The sequence below is a fragment of the Falsiroseomonas sp. E2-1-a20 genome (assembly GCF_051433195.1).
In the GTDB taxonomy this organism is placed as follows: domain Bacteria; phylum Pseudomonadota; class Alphaproteobacteria; order Acetobacterales; family Acetobacteraceae; genus Falsiroseomonas.
The window spans coordinates 35,606-51,997 of sequence record NZ_JBHMFT010000023.1; the positions used below are offsets into that span (position 1 = coordinate 35,606).

Below are 16,392 nucleotides of genomic sequence, written 5' to 3' on the forward strand. Positions count from 1 at the left end.
GGCACCCCCTTGCTGCTTAGCGCTCGCCAGTCCGGCGGGACAACCCCGCGCCCACTGCGCGACAAGGTGCTTTGCCACGCGCGGCGACCTGGCCCCACCATCTCCGCGTCAGATCACGAAGGGTCGCAATGGCCGAAGATCCCTACAAGGTCCTGGGCGTGCCGCGGGACGCGACGCCGGAGGCGATCAAGCGGGCCTACCGCAAGCTGGCGCGGCAGAACCACCCCGACCTGAACCCCGGCAAGCCGGAGGCGGAGGCACGCTTCAAGGCCGCCTCCGCCGCCAACGCCATCCTGTCGGACCCGGAGACGCGCGCGCGCTTCGACCGCGGCGAGATCGACGCCGAGGGCCAGGAGGCGGCACCCGCCGGCGGCTGGCGCCGACATGCGGATGCCGCGCAGGGCCACCGCTACGAGCCCTTCACCGATGCCGGTGTCTTCGAGGACCTGTTCGCGGACATGTTCGCCGCCCGCCAGGCCGCCGAATCGGCACCGCGGCCCGGCCGTGACGAAAGCTACCGGCTGCGCGTGCCGTTCCTGTCCGCGATGCTGGGCGCGACGGAGGAACTGGTTCTGCCGGATGGGCGCCGCCTCAGCGTCCGCATCCCGCCGGGCGTCACGACGGGCCAATCCTTGCGGCTGCGCGGCCAGGGCGGCCCTGGCCGCAATGGTGGCCCGGCCGGCAATGCCGTGATCGAGCTGGAGGTGGAGGACCACCCCTTCCTCCGCCGCGGGGGCCAGGACCTGCACATGGACCTGCCGGTGACGCTGCGGGAGGCGGTGCTGGGCGGCGCGGTGACGGTGCCGGCGCCCGGCGGCGCGCTGCGCGTCACCCTGCCGCCGGCCAGTGACACCGGCCGGCAGATCCGCCTGCGGGGCAAGGGCGTGCCCGCCCAGGGCGGCAAGCCGGCCGGCGATCTGCTGCTGACGCTGCGCGTTGTGGTGGGCAGGCCGGATGCGGCGCTGGAGGCCTTCCTGCGCGACTGGCAGCCGGAACACCTGGAGGACCCGCGCCGGGGGATGGAGGCCGCGCCATGATGACGCTGGAGTTGGTCTGCGCCCGCTTCGGGCACCTGCAGCCGGAGGAGCTGCGCGACTGGGTCGCCGCCGGATACGTCCGCGCCGATGCCGAGGCCGGCGAGCTGCGCTTCCAGGACATCGACGTGGAGCGGGTGCGGCTGATCCTGGAACTGCGCGAGGACCTGGCCGTGGATGAGGAGGCGCTGCCGCTGGTGCTGTCGCTGCTGGACCAGATCTACGCGCTGCGGCGGCGGCTGGGAGAGGTCTGATGCATGATTCCGGCGTCTGGCTGGTGGGGAACGATTGAAGCGTTCCAGCATGGGTGCAGCGACGCCTCGACACCTGGCCAAGCCTTCGGCGCTGACCACCTCCGGCACTTTTGTCGGTGCCGTGCAGCAGTTCTGGATGCTGGCGGACTTCGCGCCGCGGAGGCGGCTCGCACGGGTTCCGTGGCGTTGGCGCGGCAAATCATCCGCAGGTCCGTCTGGTCGATATCCCAGGTGGTGATCAACGCCCGCCGTGCCGCCCCGACCCGTTTCTACAATGTCATCTACAGGCCAGGCCAATACGGGTTCGAGGATTTGTAAAGGGGTGTCGTCGAACCCGGCTCGGCCCTGGGCGTGGCGCCTGCCACGGAGCGGCAACAGAGAAAATGGATTGTCTGATACGCCAGTCCATGACTGTTCAGGCAGCTCAGCAATTCATTCATGTTCGAGTCATGGCTGCCGAACAGGGATTCTCCGAGCGATCCGGTCGTTGGCTCCATGATGATGAGGTCGGCATCGGGCCCACTTCCCCTCATCCAGTAATCCTTGAACTGATCGTAGTTTTTCTTGTCCCACGGCGCCAGATAATAATTCCAGCATCGCGCCCTCGCGCCCATGATGGAGGTCGCGATTTTTCGCTTGCACGAAACAATACCTTCGTCCGAGGTTTTGATGCGCGCCTTGAAATCAAATATCTGAAGAATTTCCACGGTATACATGGTGTGGCTTTGGAAAACGTAGAAATGAATGTTGGACGGCGAAACGAGGTCGGTGAAACCGTTTTCGCTGTAGCTTCCGTGGGAGACGAGGTATGCCTCGGACGCTCTGGAGCCCGCCTTGTAGTGACGTTCCCACTTGCTTCCCAGTTGCGCGATTGGCATGGCCCCTCCTTGTCATTCCCGGCGATGAGAATAATTTCTGAGTAGCAGTCCGACGGCAGCCCGATCGCACAAATCATTCCTGCCGATTGCACACCCGATACCCGGCTGCATCTTCCTCATTATCGATGTTACCCGACGATCAGAAGCCGGCGCTGCCCTGAGGGAGCCTCCCGCTCAGTTCGAATCCCCTCGGGAGATGCAGATCACCGGGTGCACCAAAGCCCGGCACGGACTGCAACCTATGGTTGTGTCGCGCTCTTCATTCCACATTATGTATCATTGCTGTAGCAGGAGCTGAGGCATCTGCGCAACAAAAACTGAGGAGGTTTCACAACTTCAGCGTGTACGACCTCCGTGTCCCGGTGAGTTGGGCCTGGCAACACCTGCGTTCCGCCTGGCTTACGGCCGTCTGCCCACGCAAACCAGCGAGCGCCCGGTCATCGCCGCCGGCTGCGCCACGCCGAGCAGGGCCAGCAGCGTCGGCGCGATGTCGGCCAGGCGTCCGTCGGACAGGCTGGAACCGGCGGGGGCACCCAAGAGCAGCACCGGCACCGGGTTGGTGGTGTGGGCGGTGTGCGGGCCGCCGGTCACCGGGTCGCGCATCAGCTCCGCATTGCCGTGGTCGGCCGTGACCAGCAGGCGGCCGCCGGCGGCGCCGATGGCCGCGGCGATGCGGCCGAGGCCCTGGTCCACCGCCTCGCAGGCCCTGATGGCGGCCGGCAGGCTGCCGGAATGGCCGACCATGTCGGCATTGGCGAAGTTCAGCACGATCAGGTCGTATTTGCCCGAGTTGATCGCGGCGACGCATTTGTCGGTCAGCTCCGGCGCCGACATCTCCGGCTGCAGGTCGTAGGTGGCGACCTGGGGGGAGGCGACCATGATGCGGTCCTCCCCGGGATAGGGCCTCTCCTCGCCGCCGTTCAGGAAGTAGGTGACGTGCGGATACTTCTCGGTCTCCGCCATGTGCAGCTGGCGCAGCCCGGCGGCGGAGACCACGGCGGCCAGGATGTCCTGCATGGATTGCGGCGGGAACAGCGCCGGCAGGAAGGGGGCCAGCGCGCTGCCGTAATCCGTCATGCCGGCGCAGGCGGCGAAGCGCATGGTGGGGTCGGCCTCGAAGCCGGAGAAGGACGGGTCGAGCAGGGCGGCCATGATCTCCCGCACCCGGTCGGCGCGGAAATTGAAGCACAGTACGCCGTCGCCGTGGTTCATGCCGCGATAGTCGCCGATGGCGGCGGCATGCAGGAACTCGTCGGTCTTGCCGGCTGAGTGGCCGGCGGTGATGGCCGCCTGCGCCGTGGCGTGGCGCGCGCCCTTCGCCGCCACCATCACGTCATGCGCCTGGCGCACGCGGTCCCAGCGATTGTCGCGGTCCATGGCGAAGTAGCGGCCGCAGATCGTGGCGATGCGGGCGCCCTCCGGCAGCGCCGCCTCGAAGCGTGCCACCGATTCGGGGGCCGAAGTGGGGGCCACGTCGCGGCCATCGGTCCAGCCATGCACGCGCACCTCCAGCCCGGCCTGCGTCGCGACACGGGCCAGCGCCAGCGCGTGGTCCTGCTTGCTGTGCACGCCGCCCTCGGACAGCAGGCCCATCAGGTGCAGCACGCCGCCGGCCGCCTTCGTCCGCTCGACCAGGGCGACCAGGTTGGGCAGCGTGGCGAGGCTGCCATCGGCGCAGGCGGCATCGATGCGGACCAGGTCCTGCATCACCACGCGGCCGGCGCCGATGTTCAGGTGCCCGACTTCCGAATTGCCCATCTGCCCTTCCGGCAGCCCGACATCGAGGCCGGAGGTGCGCAGGAAGGCGCGCGGGCCGGCCTGCCACAGCGCATCGAAGTGGGGCGTATGGGCCTGCTGCACGGCATTGTCCGCCACCTCCTCCCGCCAGCCCCAGCCGTCCAGGATCGCCAGCATGACGGGGCGGTGGGCGGGTGCGGGCATGGGCGGGGCATCCGGCGGCTGTGGCGGTGCGGCCTGCCTACCGCCCGCAGGCCAGAAGGGTCAACGTCGGGCCGCGCGCAACTCCGCCATCTCCGCCCGCAATGCGCGGATCTCGGCCAGCAGCATCTGGCTGTCCAGGTGCTGTTCGCTGCGCGCCGCGTCGGCCGCGGCCTGGGTCGCGGCGACATCGACGCTCTCGCGCTGGGCGCGCAGGGTCTGGATGCTGTCGACGATGACGCCGATGAACAGGTTCAGCACCACGAAGGTCGCGATCAGGATGAAGGGCACGAAGAACAGCCAGGCCAGCGGCTGCACCGCCAGGATCGGGCGGACATTGGCCTCGGACCAGCTCTCCAGCGTCATCATCTGGAACAGGGTGTAGAGGGTGAGGCCCAGCGAGCCGAAGCGCTCCGGCAGGATATCGCCGTACAGCTTGGTGGCCATCACGCCGAAGACGTAGAAGATCAGCCCCATCAGCAGCACGATGCTGCCCATGCCGGGCAGCGCGGCCAGCATCGCCTCCACCACATGGCGCATCGAGGGCACGGCGCTGATCAGCCGCAGCACGCGCAGCACCCGCAGCGCGCGCAGCACGGAGAGCGGGCCGGTCGCCGGCATCCAGGCGATGGCGACCACGATGATGTCGAACAGCCCCCAGGGGTCGCGGAAGAAGCGGCCGCGGAAGGCGTAGATGCGGAAGCCAATCTCGGCGGTGAAGACCAGCAGCAGCAGGGTGTCCACGGCCACCAGCAGCCCGCCGAACCGCGCCATGACGCTGTCCGATGTCTCCAGCCCCAGGGTGATGGCGTTCAGGATGATCAGCCCGATCACCACCCGCTGGAACAGCGGCGACAGCACCAGCCGCGCGGCGCGCGCCCGCCGGCTGTCCCCGGCATCGGCCGGGGTCATCACTTCCTGCATCGTCTCGGATCCCTGGGGGAGGAAAAGGCGGCGCAGGGAATGGCGGTTCGCGGCCCGCGATTCAAGGGCCCTGGGGGTTACATCAGGACGGCCGGCACGCCGAAGATGCCGCGGTGGAAGTGCAGCAAGGCCGCCCAGATCACGAGGCCCACCACCGGCGGCATCCAGCCGATCTCCCCCGGCGCCAGGCGGTTGCGGCCCGCGGCGATGGCGGCGAAGGGGATGATGCTGGTGCGCGCCGAAAAGCGCGCCCAGGCCTCCGGGTCGCGCGCCGCCAGCTTGGCGTCGATGGAGGGCATGCCGGCCAGCGCCGTCACCAGGAAGGCGCCGAAGAACAAAAGGCTGGCGGTGTCGCCATTGCCGATGATGTGGATCGCGGCCCACAGCGCGAAGGACCACAGCATCGGGTGGCGCGTGATGCGCTGGATGCCGCGCGGCTCCTCCCCCAGGCCCTTGGCGCCGACGGCGGTGGGGTTGCGCTTGTGGCTGGCCATGAACAGCACGAAGGCCGGCAGCATCAGCACGGCCAGAACCCAGCGCAGCCCGGGCCCGGCCGACCACAGGAAGGTCGTCTCCGCCGACTGCCAGGCCTGGACCAGCAGGAAGATCGCCACCACGGAGGTCACGGAGAAGCCGATCATGAACCGCTTCTCCCCGACCGCCGCCACCGCCTTGCCGCGCAGCGCGGTGCCGGACAGGCCGACATGCACGCCGATCCAGAACAGGGCGGCGAGGATGAGAAGCGTCATGGCGGCGGCTCCGACGGGGTTCGCCGACGATTCAAGCAGGCCGCCAGGCCCGATGATAGGGGTGATTGGTGCGGATCGCCTGCACCCGGAACAATTGCTCCGCCAGCAGGCCGCGCACCAGGAAATGCGGCCAGGTCAGCGGGCCGAGCGACAGGCGGTGATCAACGCGCGCCAGCACCGCGGGGTCCAGGCCTTCCGTCCCGCCGATCAGGAAGCAGATCGGTCGGGCCGTGTCCTCCCACTTCAGGACCAGGGCGGCCAGCGCCTCCGTCGTCGGTGCCCCGCCGCCGAGGTCGAGGGCGACCGCGAAGGCCGCCTCCGGCAGCGCGGCGAGCAGGGCGGTGCCCTCCCGCCGGCGGATCTCGGCGGGGTTGCCGCCCTGGCCTTCCGGCAGTTCCGTCACCGAAATACCCGGGCGGAGGCGCGCTGCATGCTGTTCGAACAGCGCGCGCTCCGGCCCCGGCTTCATCCGGCCGATGGCGAGGAGACGAAACTCCCTAGACGTCGTCGTCATCCTCCTCGATGCCGGCTTCCGGCACGCTGCCATCATCCGGCAGCGGCGTGCGGTCTTCCTCCGCATCCGGCGTGGCCGCGGGGCTGTCCGGGCCCCACATCCGCTCCAGCGCGTAGAGGCTGCGGGCTTCCGGCTTGAACAGGTGGATCACCAGGTCCCCGGCATCGATCAGCACCCAGTCCGGCGAGGCCTGGATGTTGTCGCGGCGCAGCTTCAGGCCCTCCTTCTCGAAGGCCTCCTCCAGGTGCACGGCCATGGCCTGCATCTGGCGGTCGGCCTCGGCGGTGGCGATCACCAGGCGGTCGGCGTAGTCGGCGCGGCCGGTGACGTCGAGCACCAGGATGTTCTCGGCCTTGTCGGCATCCAGGCTTTCTCGCGCCGCCTCGACCAGGCGGTCCAGCAGGGCGGGTTCGACCTTCTGGCGCTCGGCGCGCGGGGCGCGGGTGGGGCGAGGGGCCTCGGCGGGGGCTGCCTCATCCGTCGTGGCAGGCGCGGCCTTCGGCTTGCGCGGGCTGCGGGCCTTGGGCATCGGCGCGGCGGGGATCGCATCGGCGACGTCGATGGTATCGGGCTCCGGCGCCGCCTTGCGGCTGCGCGGCTTCGGCGCCGCCGCGGGCTTGGTCGCCCGGAGTGCCTTGGCGGCCGGTGCTGCTGCGGCACGGGGCTTGGCGGCCGGCTTGGCGGTGGCGCGCGGCTTGGCGGCCGGTGCCGCGGCGGCGCGGGGTTTCGCGGCGGGCTTTGCAGCCGGCTTGGCGGTGGCGCGCGGCTTGGCGGCCGGTGCCGCGGCGGCGCGGGGCTTCGCGGCGGGCTTTGCAGCCGGCTTGGCAACGGCGCGCGGCTTGGCGGCCGGTGCCGCGGCGGCGCGAGGCTTCGCGGCGGGCTTGGCAGCCGGCTTGGCGGCAGCGCGCGGCTTCGCAGCCGGCTTGGCCGCGGCCTTCGGCTTCACCGCAGCCTTTGGCGCGGTCTCGGCCTTCGGCTTCGATTTCGGCTTCGCTGCCGCGCGCGTCGCGGGTGCCGCGGCGGGGGTGGCGCGGCGTTTCGGCGTGGTGTCCCGGGTCTTCGACTCGGGTGTCTTTGGCTTGCGGGCGATGACCGCCTCCTGTCGTTTGTCTTTGTGGCACCCTGTAGCACGGCACGGCGCGTTTCGCCGCCTCCCTGGCGGCGGCCCGTCACCCGGCCTGCATCGCGGCGCGGATCGCGGTGGCGGAGGCTGCGTGTTCCGCCGCCGGCACGAAGCACCACGGCGCATGGCCGTGCGCCGGCCCAGCCAGCAACGCGCCAGGCCGCCTGCGGTGCCGCGCCAGAAGATGCGCCGCCTGGCCGGCCAGCGCAGGCCGCGTCCAGCCCGGCCGCGGCAGCACGGCGATGGGCGTGTGCGCCACGATGTCCCGCCAGCCCTGCCAGCGCGGCAACTGCCAAAGATTGTCCGCGCCGATGACGAAGACGAAGCGCGCCCGCGGAAACCGCCGCCGCAACTGCCGCAGCGTATCCACGCTGTAGCGCGTGCCGAGCGCCGCCTCGATCCCCGTGGCGCGGATCTGCCTTCCATCCGCGATGCGCCGGGCCGAGGCCAGCCTTTCGCGGAACGGCGCCATGCCACGCGCCGGCTTCAGCGGATTGCCGGGCGAGACCATCAGCCAGACCTCATCCAGCCGCAGCGCCCGCCGCACGCAGCGCGCCACGTGCAGATGCCCGGCATGCGCCGGGTTGAAGCTGCCGCCGAGCAGCCCGATGCGCCGCCGGCGGCGGTCCCCCCAGGGATTGAGAGTCACGGGATCAGCGGATCCGCACGCTCACGGAAACCGGCCCCGCCACCAGCCCGGTATAGGTCGCAACGTAATCCTGCCCCGCCCGGACCGGCAGCGGCGGGGAGAAGCCACCGAGCGAGACGTACTCCCCCGCCCGCAGCCGCCGCCCCTGTGCGCGCAGATCCGCCACCAGCCAGGACAGCGCGGCCAGCGGGTGGCCGAGCAGCGCCGTTCCGGGCGCACGCGAAACCTCCCGCCCGCCTTCGTTCAGTGTCACCTGCATCGTGCCCAGCGCCGCGGCGAAATCCGGCGTCGCCTGCACCGCGATCGGGTCCCCCACCACGCCGAGCCGCGCGCCGACATTGATCGACAGCAGCAGCGGCCCGGACCAGGCGGTGGCCGGGCCATGCACCAGGTCGGGCAATTCGAGGAAGGGGATCACCTGGTCCAGGTGGCGCAGCAGCGCGACGTGGTCGGCGCCGGCCTCGTTCACGCCCTCGTCCCGCACCCGCACCAGCAGGTCGCTCTCGATGGCGGGCGCGATGCCGTAGTTGGCCGGGATCTCGGCGCCGGATGGCGCGCGCAGCGTACCGTGGAAGATGGCGCCGGCGAGTGGGTGCGGCACGCCGAAGCGGGCCTGCGCCGCCGGGGTGGTGAGGCCGACCTTCCAGCCGACGCGATCGCCCCAGGGCTGCGCCAGCAGCGCCACCAGCCGGTCCCGCGCGCAGGCCGCATCGGCCAGGTCCATGCCCTGGACCGGCGGCGGTGGCGCGCGGCGATCCAGGATGGCGCCGGCCAATCGCGCGACCTCCGCCGGTTCCGGGCAGGCGGCGGCAGCCGGCAGCGCCAGCAGGGCGAGGGCGGCGGCGATGACGGCTTTCATGCGTCTGGTCCTGCCTAGGGTCGGGTGGCTCAGGGTCTGGTTTGGCCGCTGCCGATCATCTGGTAGCGGAAGGTGCAGAGCTGTTCCGGCCCGACCGGCCCGCGCGCATGCAGGCGGCCGGTGGCGATGCCGATCTCCGCGCCGAAGCCGAATTCGCCGCCGTCGCAGAACTGCGTCGAGGCATTCCACATGCCGACCGCGGAGGCGAGGCTGCCGAGGAACCGCGTCGCCACCGCCTCGTCCTGCGTGACGATGGCCTCGGTATGCTCGCTGCCGAAGCGGGCGATGTGGTCCAGCGCGTCCTGCACGCCATCGACCACCTTCACGGACAGGATCGCATCCAGCCATTCGGTGGCGAAATCGGCCTCCGTCGCCGGCGGCAGCTCGGGCAGGATTTCGCGCGCCCGGTCGTCGGCCCGAAAGTCGCAGCCGAGCGCGCGCAGATCGGCGACCAGCAGCGGCAGCAGGGTCGGCGCGATGCCAGCGTCGATCAGCAGGGTCTCGGTGGCGCCACACACGCCGGTGCGGCGCATCTTGGCATTGGCCAGGATGGCGCGCGCCATGGCGGGGTCCGCCGCCGCATGGATGTAGGTGTGGCAGAGACCCTCGGCATGGGCGAGCACCGGCACGCGCGCTTCCTGCTGCACGCGCTCCACCAGCCCCTTGCCGCCGCGCGGGATGATCAGGTCGATCAGCCCCGCCGCCCGCAGCATGGCCGCGACGAAGCCGCGGTCGGAGGTCGGCGCCACCTGCACCGCGGCCTCCGGCAGCCCGGCCTCGCGCAGCCCGGCCACCATGCAGCCATGGATCGCCAGCGCGCTGCGCAGCGATTCACGGCCGCCGCGCAGGATCACCGCGCTGCCGGCCTTGAGGCACAGCGCCGCGGCATCGGCGCCGACATTCGGGCGGCTTTCGTAGATCATGCCGATGACGCCGAGCGGCTGCGCCACGCGCCGGATCACCAGGCCGTTCGGCCGCGTCCATTCCGACAGCACGCGACCGACCGGATCGGGCAGCGCCGCCACCTCCTCCACCGCGCGGGCCATCGCCTCAACCCGCGCCGGCGTCAGCGCCAGGCGGTCGCGGAAGGCGGCGGTGAGATCGGGTGCGGCGGCGAGGTCCTCGGCATTCGCCGCCAGCACCGCCTCCGCCCGCGCCCGAAGCGCGGCGGCGGCAGCGAGCAGCGCCGCATCCCGCTGCGGTCGCGGCGCCACGGCGAGGTCCCGCGCGGCGAGGCGGGCGGCGCGGGCGGCGGTCTCGAGCAGGCGGGCGGCTTCGTCGGCAAGCGCGGTCATGGCGGCATTCTCCCGCCCCGACAGGTAGCGCGCGCCCGCGGGGGAGGGAAGCGAGCGCTGCGCGCCCGCTGGCGTCACCGCCGCGGGTGCAACCCCGCATCACGCGGGCGTGTCATCCGTTGCGGTGATGGTCGCGATGCGTCGAAGCGATGGGGAAATCGACAGGCAGTCCCCCATCTGGGCCGTAACGCAGACAGCAGTCGCAGCGAAGCGCCTGGTATCGGCAGAGACGAGTTAAGGAATACGCAGATGACCCGCTTCAACCGCATTGCCCCCGCGCTATTTGCCGCCGGCGCCTTGTTTCTGGCAGCCCCCGCGATGGCCGATGGCTTTGCTTATCCCCGCGTGGTCGGGACTGGCGAGAATGCTTCCGTACAGCATGGCCCCGATGCGCAGCAGAACGTCGTCGGTGGTGGTGCCGTGACCGTGCGGCAGGCCACCGGCAACGACGTGCAGATCAGCCACCTGGACGCCCGCTTCGCCCAGCAGCCCCGCGCCGGCCTGCTGCCGGTGACCATCGGCAGCGGCGAGAACGCCGCCACCGCCTGGGTGCCCGCCGACACCAACGCCGCGAACACCGCCCTGGCCCAGGCCGGCGGCTTCGCCGGCAGCTGAACAAATTCCGGCGGCTTCGTCGGCAGCTGAACGACCTGAACGACCAACCCGTAACCAAAGGAACCGACACATGACCCGCTTCAATCGCTTCGCCGCCGCCATCCTGGCCACCGGCGCCCTGGGCCTCGCCGCCCCCGCCTTCGCCGATGGCGCGTCCTACCCCCGCGTCGTTGGCAGCGGCGAGAACGCCTCCGTCGTCTACGGCCCGGATGCGACGCAAAACATCGTCGGCGGTGGTGCCGTGGTGGCACGCGACGTGGCCGGCGGTGGTGCCGATGTGCGCCACTTCGACGACGGCTTCGTCCAGCCGGGCCGCGCGGGCGTCCGCGCCGTGACGGTCGGCAATGGCGAGAACCAGCGCACCGTCTGGGTGCCGCTGAACGCCCCGGCCAACGCCGCCTCCCTGCCGAACAGCATCGACCGCGGCTGACCAAAAGCCCTCTCCTCCCACTTTGGGGGGAGAGGGTTGGGTGAGGGGGGGTGCGCCCCTCAGCGCGCCACCCGCAGTCCGGCGAAGCGGATGATGCCGTCCGGGCTTGGCACGAAGCCTTCCACGCCGCGCCGCATCGCCCAGAACCAGCGGTGGTGGTACAGCATCAGGTGCGGCCGGTCGGCCATCCAGATCTCCGCGGCCTGCCGGTACAGCGCCTGGCGCTGCGCCACATCCGTCACCGCGCGCGCCTGCGCCAGCAGCGCATCCAGGCGCGGATTGGCGTACTTCCCCCAGTTCAGGAATCCGTCGGAGGCCAGCCAGAAGGCGATGTTGCCGTCCGGGTCGGGCCGGCCGGACCAGATGGCGATGGCCGCCTCGTAGTCGCCGCGGCGCGTGGCGGCGACCATGGCGCCGGATTCCAGCGTCTCGATGCTGATGTCGAAGCCGCCTTCCCGCGCCATGGCCTGGATGATCTCCGCCACCTGCGCCTCCACCGGCTGGTTCGGCACCTTCAGCGTGAAGGCCACGCGCTCATGCCCCGCCTGCCGCAGCAGCGCCTGCGCCCGCGCCGGGTCGCGCGGCGGCGGGGCGAGGTCGGGGAAATGGTAGGGCGTGCCGGGCGCTTCCGGCTGGTTGTTGGCGCTGAAGCGGCCTTCCAGCGCCACCTGGTTGATGATCGCGCGGTCGATGCTGCGCTCGAAGGCTTCCCGCACCCGCGGGTCGCGGCCGAGCGGCCGCTGCGCCATCGCGCCGTTGCCGACATTGATGCTCATCGTCTGGTAGGCGATGGAATCCCCCGCCACCAGGCGCAGCCGCGCATCGCGCTCCACGCTCGGCACATCGACCGGCGCGACACGCTCGATCAGGTCGAGCTGGCCGGCGCGCAGGTTCAGCAGGCGGACGTTGCTGTCCGGGATCGGCTGGAACACCAGCCGGTCCGCATGGATGTTCGCGGCGTTCCAGTGGCCGTCGAATTTCTCCATCTCGATGCGGTCCTGCGCGATGCGGCGCGTCAGGCGGAAGGGGCCTGAACAGACCGGGTTTTCGCCCACGCGCTCCGCCATCGGCAGCACGGCGGGGGACAGCATCATGCCGGCGCGGTCTGACAGAACGGACAGCAGCGGCGCGAAGGGCTCGGACAGCACCAGGCGGACGGTGCGTGCATCCACGGCCTGCACGTCCGACACCTGCTGCAGCTCGCTGCGCCGGCGGCTTTCGCGCGCGGTGCGGTAGCGGTCGAGGTTCGCCTTGACCGCCGCGGCATCGATCGGCGCGCCATCCTGGAAGCGCGCACCCTCCCGCAACGTCAGCGTCAGCGCGCGGCCATCCGCCGACCATTCCCAGGCGGTGGCGAGTTCCGGGCGGAATTGCAGGTCCGGTCCGATATCGACCAGCTTGTCGCACATTGCCGCGAAGACCACGCGTTCGACGAAGCTGCCGGACTGCGCCGGGTCCAGCACGGCGGGGTCGGCGCCGATGCCGATGCGCAGCGTGGTCTGCGCAAGGGCGGGCATGGCGAGCAGCGGCAAGGCGAGGGCGGCGAGGCGAAGATGACGCATGGCGGGGCCTCCGGCTGGTTCAGCCGGAAGTCTGCGCCTCTCCGCCGCGGTGGCAAGCCATGCTCAAAACGGCAGCGGGATGCGCGCCAGCACCGCCTCGCCCTGGCCACCCTCCAGCAGCCCGCCGGTGCCGAGCGCGAACAGGGCGCGCCCATCCGGCGACAGCGCCACCGCCGTGCTGCCCTCCACCCCCGGCGCCGGGAGCGTGACGGGTGCATCCGCACCGGCCGCAAGTCGTGCCAGGCCACGCGCATGCGTCGCGGCGTAGATCGTGCCATCGGCGGCGACGGCGAAATCATCCACCCCCGTGTCCATGCGCGCCCGCAATTCCGGCGCGCCGGAAGGCCGGTCGCCGGCCATCGCCTGGCGCAGCAGCAGGCGCTGTGCGGAGTTGGACAGCAGCAGCGCGTCGCCCTGGCGCTTGAGGCCGTTGACGCCCGGATAGGGCCGCCCCGCGACCGGTTGCAGCATCGGATGATCCAGCCACGCCGTGGCGCCACCATTGGCAAGGTCCACCAGCCACACCCGCCCCAGCGCGCTGTCCGCCACCAGCAGGCGGTCCGGCGCCAGCAGCAGCGCACCGTTCGGAAAGATGGCCTCGGGCAGGGCGATGCGGCGCTGCATCGCGCCGGCGGCATCCAGCAGCAGCACGGCGCCGCTGCCGCGCATCGCCGCCGGCCCGCCATTGAACGGCGCGCCGTGCACCACCAGGGCCATGGCCCCGCCTGGCAATGCCGCGAGGCTGACCGGATGCGCCGGAACCTCGGCGAAGGTCGCGGCACCGGTGGCGGGTGACCACAGCTCAAGGCGGCGGACGAAGTAGTTGGTGAAGACCACGCTGCCATCGCCGCGCACCACCAGGTTTTCCAGGAAGGTGCCGCTGGGAAAGCGCGCCAGGATCTCGGGCGCCTGTTGCGCCTGCGCGGGTGGGGCCGCCAGCAGGCCGGAAGCCACTGCGAACAGGGCTCGGCGTGAGAGGAACTCAGCCACCGGACAGCTCCTTCGCCACGGCATCGACGTTCAGCTCGATCAGGTTCGGCTGCGGCGCCACGCGCGGTGCGCCGGGATGGCGCGCCATGACGGCGGCGCGGATGCGCGCCTTTCCGGCATCCGGCACCACGCCGCCCTGCATCTCCGCCCGCACCAGCGCGTGGAACTCGCGGAGATAGGCGAGTTGCTCCGCGATCAGCACGCCGGCCGGCGCGGCGGCGCCATGGCCGGGCAGGGCGGTCCGCACGCCCTGGTATTTCGGCGCGGCCTTCTCGAGCTCGGAAATCCAGCCGCGCGTGGTGCCGTCCAGCAGCCAGGGCGTGGCGCGGTTGCCGAACAGGTCGGCGGCGACCAGCAGGCTGTCGGCCTCGGAATACAGCATCGTCATGCCTTCCGACGCCTCGCAGGGGCCGAGCTGGTCCACGGTGAACTCGGTGCCGGCGAGGGTGATGCGCTCGTTCGGTCGCAGCACGCGGGTCGGCATCGGCACGCTGTCCGGCGCGCGATCGCCGAAGATGCTGCGCATGAAGGCCATCATTCCGGCGCCGTTGCGCGCCAGCCAGTCCCGCGTCGGCTCGCTGGCCAGCAGCGGGGCCTCCGGGAAGGCGTCGGTGATGGCCTTCAGCCCGCCGCAATGGTCCGGGTGTTCGTGGCTCAGGAAGATCGCCTCCACCGGCAGGTCGAGCCCGCGCGCCAGCGCCACCACCTGGCGCGCTTCCACCAGGGTGCGCTGGCCGTCGATGATGACGACGGAGCGTGGGCCGATCAGCAGGAAGGAGTTCACCAAACCCTCCCCGGGCCGGTCGTATTTCGCGACCTCCAGGCCGCGTCCGGGCGTGTAGCCGGCGGCGCGGGACAGCGGCAGGAAGGTGAGGCCTGCGGCGGCGAGGCCGAGGCGGCGTCGGGTCAGCATGGGCGTGTCCTCCTCAGCCGCGAAAGACCACTTCGGCGCGGAAGGCGCCGGGCGGGTCGCGGTGCATTTGCCAGAAGGTCTCGGCGATACGGTCGGGATCGAATGGCGTGCCGGCGGCGACGGGACCATCGACGGTGACGGTCGCGGCGTGGATGCCTTCCGGCGCCAGCTCCGCATGCAGGGTCAGGGCCAGGCTGCGCAGCCCGGCCTTGCCCACGGCGAGGGAGGCGGCGGGCAGCCAGCTGGTCGGGCTCAGCGCCAGGCCGCCGCCGGTCAGCAGCAGGCTGCCACGCCCGGCCGCCCGCATGCCGGGCAGCACCGCCCGCACGGCGGCCAGCGCGCCGGTGACGTTGACGGCGAGATCGGCGGCGAGATCGGCGGGCGCCAGGGCGGAGGGGCCGGGCATGGCGATGCTGGCGCGATAGGCGTTGTAGACCAGCACCTCTGCCCCACCCGCCAGCGCCGCCGTGAGGCTCGAAGCATCGCCGGCATCGGCCGCGGCGAGGCTGACGCCGGGGCCGGCCAAGGCCGCATGGCGTGCGGGGTCGCGCGCCAGGCCGGTGACGGCAAAACCTTCTGCCGCGAAGCGGCGGGCGATGGCGGCGCCGAGGCCAGGGCCGAAGCCGATGACGACGCAGCGCGGCTGGTGTGCAGGTACGGACATGGAAAGGTTCCTGTTGCGAGGCCGCATGTTTGCCCGCGATGATCCGGCGCAACGGCGGTCCTCGGCATATCGACATGAACCGGATTCATAGTGCGGCGCTCGACCTCAACCTGCTGAAGCTGTTCGACGCCGTGATGGAAACCCGCAGCGTCTCCCGCGCCGCGGTCCTGCTCGGCCTGAGCCAATCCGCCGTCAGCCATGGCCTGGCGCGGCTGCGGGAGGTTGTGGGCGATCCGCTGTTCATCCGCAGCGGCGGCCGCATGGAACCCACCGCCCGCGCGCAACGCCTGGCGGAGCCGATGCGCGATGCGCTGGTGCTGGCCGCCAGCGCGCTGTCACCCGATGCGGCGCAAGCCTTCGACCCGGCCGCCGGGCGGCGCGTCTTCACCATCGGTGCCGGCGACTACGCCGCGGCGGTGCTGCTCGGCGGCTTCGTCGCGGAGGTGGCGGCGGCGGGCTGGGACCTCGGCATCGCGGTGCTGCCGGTGGACCGGCAATCGGCACCGGCGATGCTGGATGCCGGCCAGATCGACCTGGCACTCGGCCTGCTGCCACAGCGGCGGCGCTGGCATGAGGGGCGCGTGCTGTACGAGGAAGTGCAGGCCTGCGTCTTCGACGGCGCCCGTCTCGGCATCGCCGCGCCCATCGTGCTGGAGCAGTTCTGCGCCCTGCCGCAGATCGTCCCCTCGCTGCATGGCGACTTCACGAGCTGGGTGGAGGAGGAGCTGGACCGGCTGGGGCAGCGCCGCCGCGTGGTGATGGCGACGGCGCATTTCCTGTCCATCCCGATGCTGCTGAAGCAGGTACCGGCGGTGGCGACGTTGCCGCGCCGCCTTTGCATGGCCTGCGCCAATGCGGCGGCGCTGACCGTCAGCCCGCTGCCCTTCCCGCCGCGCCGCTTCGAGATCTCCATGCTGTGGCATCGTCGCGACAGCAACGCGGCTGCGCAGATCTGGCTGCGCGACCGCATCGCCGCGCACAACAGCCCGGCCGCCGTCTGA

Annotated in this window: 18 protein-coding genes; 5 read left to right on the plus strand and 13 right to left on the minus strand. The window is 71.4% G+C overall.

Annotated elements, in window-relative coordinates; genetic code table 11:
• Window positions 1-128 precede the first annotated feature (128 nt).
• Both ACFHPP_RS22445 and ACFHPP_RS22450 read left to right on the plus strand, forming a co-directional pair.
• Entirely contained in the window at window positions 129-1,037 is a 909-nt protein-coding gene (locus ACFHPP_RS22445) for a DnaJ C-terminal domain-containing protein (protein WP_437165465.1), read from the plus strand.
• The gene (locus tag ACFHPP_RS22450) at window positions 1,034-1,288 is read left to right on the plus strand and encodes a chaperone modulator CbpM (protein WP_437165466.1); all 255 of its coding nucleotides are present in this window, start codon (window positions 1,034-1,036) and stop codon (window positions 1,286-1,288) included. The genes ACFHPP_RS22445 and ACFHPP_RS22450 overlap by 4 nt, the downstream gene beginning before the upstream one ends.
• Window positions 1,289-1,569: 281 nt before the next feature.
• On the opposite strand, the gene ACFHPP_RS22455 is transcribed toward ACFHPP_RS22450, so the two are convergent.
• The 9 genes from ACFHPP_RS22455 to ACFHPP_RS22495 all read right to left on the minus strand — a co-directional run bounded on the left by ACFHPP_RS22455 (window position 1,570) and on the right by ACFHPP_RS22495 (window position 10,217).
• Window positions 1,570-2,166 (minus strand): putative adhesin, encoded by a 597-nt coding sequence (locus tag ACFHPP_RS22455; protein WP_437165467.1) that lies wholly within the window; start codon window positions 2,164-2,166, stop codon window positions 1,570-1,572.
• 399 nt (window positions 2,167-2,565) lie between these two features.
• Complete coding sequence (gene gpmI / locus ACFHPP_RS22460; protein WP_437165468.1) at window positions 2,566-4,107, minus strand: 2,3-bisphosphoglycerate-independent phosphoglycerate mutase; 1,542 nt, start codon at window positions 4,105-4,107, stop codon at window positions 2,566-2,568.
• 60 nt (window positions 4,108-4,167) lie between these two features.
• A complete protein-coding gene (locus ACFHPP_RS22465) occupies window positions 4,168-5,028 on the minus strand; it encodes an ion transporter (protein ID WP_437165469.1) in 861 nt (286 codons plus the stop codon).
• Window positions 5,029-5,105: 77 nt separating this feature from the next.
• A complete protein-coding gene (locus ACFHPP_RS22470; RefSeq protein WP_437165470.1) occupies window positions 5,106-5,777 on the minus strand; it encodes an NnrU family protein in 672 nt (223 codons plus the stop codon).
• Between the two features lie 31 nt (window positions 5,778-5,808).
• Window positions 5,809-6,291 (minus strand): 23S rRNA (pseudouridine(1915)-N(3))-methyltransferase RlmH, encoded by a 483-nt coding sequence (locus ACFHPP_RS22475; RefSeq protein WP_437165471.1) that lies wholly within the window; start codon window positions 6,289-6,291, stop codon window positions 5,809-5,811.
• Entirely contained in the window at window positions 6,275-7,237 is a 963-nt protein-coding gene (rsfS, locus tag ACFHPP_RS22480) for a ribosome silencing factor (protein WP_437165472.1), read from the minus strand. The genes ACFHPP_RS22475 and rsfS overlap by 17 nt, the downstream gene beginning before the upstream one ends.
• 223 nt (window positions 7,238-7,460) lie before the next feature.
• On the minus strand, window positions 7,461-8,063 hold the full coding sequence (locus tag ACFHPP_RS22485; protein ID WP_437165473.1) for a nicotinate-nucleotide adenylyltransferase: 603 nt from the start codon (window positions 8,061-8,063) through the stop codon (window positions 7,461-7,463).
• A 4-nt stretch (window positions 8,064-8,067) separates the two neighbouring features.
• The gene (locus ACFHPP_RS22490) at window positions 8,068-8,922 is read right to left on the minus strand and encodes a 2-keto-4-pentenoate hydratase (protein ID WP_437165474.1); all 855 of its coding nucleotides are present in this window, start codon (window positions 8,920-8,922) and stop codon (window positions 8,068-8,070) included.
• 29 nt (window positions 8,923-8,951) lie between these two features.
• Window positions 8,952-10,217 carry a glutamate-5-semialdehyde dehydrogenase gene (locus ACFHPP_RS22495; protein ID WP_437165475.1) on the minus strand — a complete coding sequence of 422 codons (1,266 nt, stop codon included), beginning with the start codon at window positions 10,215-10,217 and terminating at the stop codon, window positions 8,952-8,954.
• Window positions 10,218-10,466: 249 nt separating this feature from the next.
• Between ACFHPP_RS22495 and ACFHPP_RS22500 the strand changes: the two genes are divergently transcribed.
• Both ACFHPP_RS22500 and ACFHPP_RS22505 read left to right on the plus strand, forming a co-directional pair.
• Window positions 10,467-10,832 carry a hypothetical protein gene (locus ACFHPP_RS22500; protein WP_437165476.1) on the plus strand — a complete coding sequence of 122 codons (366 nt, stop codon included), beginning with the start codon at window positions 10,467-10,469 and terminating at the stop codon, window positions 10,830-10,832.
• Between the two features lie 70 nt (window positions 10,833-10,902).
• A complete protein-coding gene (locus ACFHPP_RS22505; protein ID WP_437165477.1) occupies window positions 10,903-11,262 on the plus strand; it encodes a hypothetical protein in 360 nt (119 codons plus the stop codon).
• 59 nt (window positions 11,263-11,321) lie between these two features.
• Here ACFHPP_RS22505 and ACFHPP_RS22510 read toward each other — a convergent pair whose 3' ends face one another.
• The 4 genes from ACFHPP_RS22510 to ACFHPP_RS22525 form a co-directional block, all read right to left on the minus strand.
• The gene (locus tag ACFHPP_RS22510) at window positions 11,322-12,824 is read right to left on the minus strand and encodes an ABC transporter substrate-binding protein (RefSeq protein ID WP_437165478.1); all 1,503 of its coding nucleotides are present in this window, start codon (window positions 12,822-12,824) and stop codon (window positions 11,322-11,324) included.
• Window positions 12,825-12,887: 63 nt separating this feature from the next.
• A complete protein-coding gene (locus ACFHPP_RS22515; RefSeq protein ID WP_437165479.1) occupies window positions 12,888-13,814 on the minus strand; it encodes a hypothetical protein in 927 nt (308 codons plus the stop codon).
• Window positions 13,807-14,727 (minus strand): MBL fold metallo-hydrolase, encoded by a 921-nt coding sequence (locus tag ACFHPP_RS22520; RefSeq protein ID WP_437165480.1) that lies wholly within the window; start codon window positions 14,725-14,727, stop codon window positions 13,807-13,809. Before ACFHPP_RS22520 ends, ACFHPP_RS22515 begins: the two co-directional genes overlap by 8 nt.
• 13 nt (window positions 14,728-14,740) lie before the next feature.
• Window positions 14,741-15,391 (minus strand): SDR family NAD(P)-dependent oxidoreductase, encoded by a 651-nt coding sequence (locus tag ACFHPP_RS22525; RefSeq protein WP_437165481.1) that lies wholly within the window; start codon window positions 15,389-15,391, stop codon window positions 14,741-14,743.
• Between the two features lie 74 nt (window positions 15,392-15,465).
• Here ACFHPP_RS22525 and ACFHPP_RS22530 point away from each other — a divergent pair, with 74 nt between their 5' ends.
• Window positions 15,466-16,392, plus strand: a complete 927-nt coding sequence (locus ACFHPP_RS22530; RefSeq protein WP_437165482.1) for a LysR family transcriptional regulator — start codon at window positions 15,466-15,468, stop codon at window positions 16,390-16,392.

Bases quoted from the DNA above. Each gene is read 5' to 3' on its own strand.
- ACFHPP_RS22455 (WP_437165467.1), bottom strand. From the start codon at position 2,166: ATGCCAATCGCGCAACTGGGAAGCAAGTGGGAACGTCACTACAAGGCG.
- ACFHPP_RS22470 (WP_437165470.1), bottom strand. From the start codon at position 5,777: ATGACGCTTCTCATCCTCGCCGCCCTGTTCTGGATCGGCGTGCATGTC.
- ACFHPP_RS22465 (WP_437165469.1), bottom strand. From the start codon at position 5,028: ATGCAGGAAGTGATGACCCCGGCCGATGCCGGGGACAGCCGGCGGGCG.
- ACFHPP_RS22525 (WP_437165481.1), bottom strand. From the start codon at position 15,391: ATGTCCGTACCTGCACACCAGCCGCGCTGCGTCGTCATCGGCTTCGGC.
- ACFHPP_RS22445 (WP_437165465.1), top strand. From the start codon at position 129: ATGGCCGAAGATCCCTACAAGGTCCTGGGCGTGCCGCGGGACGCGACG.
- ACFHPP_RS22495 (WP_437165475.1), bottom strand. From the start codon at position 10,217: ATGACCGCGCTTGCCGACGAAGCCGCCCGCCTGCTCGAGACCGCCGCC.
- ACFHPP_RS22530 (WP_437165482.1), top strand. From the start codon at position 15,466: ATGAACCGGATTCATAGTGCGGCGCTCGACCTCAACCTGCTGAAGCTG.
- ACFHPP_RS22510 (WP_437165478.1), bottom strand. From the start codon at position 12,824: ATGCGTCATCTTCGCCTCGCCGCCCTCGCCTTGCCGCTGCTCGCCATG.
- ACFHPP_RS22500 (WP_437165476.1), top strand. From the start codon at position 10,467: ATGACCCGCTTCAACCGCATTGCCCCCGCGCTATTTGCCGCCGGCGCC.
- ACFHPP_RS22490 (WP_437165474.1), bottom strand. From the start codon at position 8,922: ATGAAAGCCGTCATCGCCGCCGCCCTCGCCCTGCTGGCGCTGCCGGCT.
- ACFHPP_RS22475 (WP_437165471.1), bottom strand. From the start codon at position 6,291: ATGACGACGACGTCTAGGGAGTTTCGTCTCCTCGCCATCGGCCGGATG.
- ACFHPP_RS22520 (WP_437165480.1), bottom strand. From the start codon at position 14,727: ATGCTGACCCGACGCCGCCTCGGCCTCGCCGCCGCAGGCCTCACCTTC.
- ACFHPP_RS22505 (WP_437165477.1), top strand. From the start codon at position 10,903: ATGACCCGCTTCAATCGCTTCGCCGCCGCCATCCTGGCCACCGGCGCC.
- ACFHPP_RS22450 (WP_437165466.1), top strand. From the start codon at position 1,034: ATGATGACGCTGGAGTTGGTCTGCGCCCGCTTCGGGCACCTGCAGCCG.
- gpmI (WP_437165468.1), bottom strand. From the start codon at position 4,107: ATGCCCGCACCCGCCCACCGCCCCGTCATGCTGGCGATCCTGGACGGC.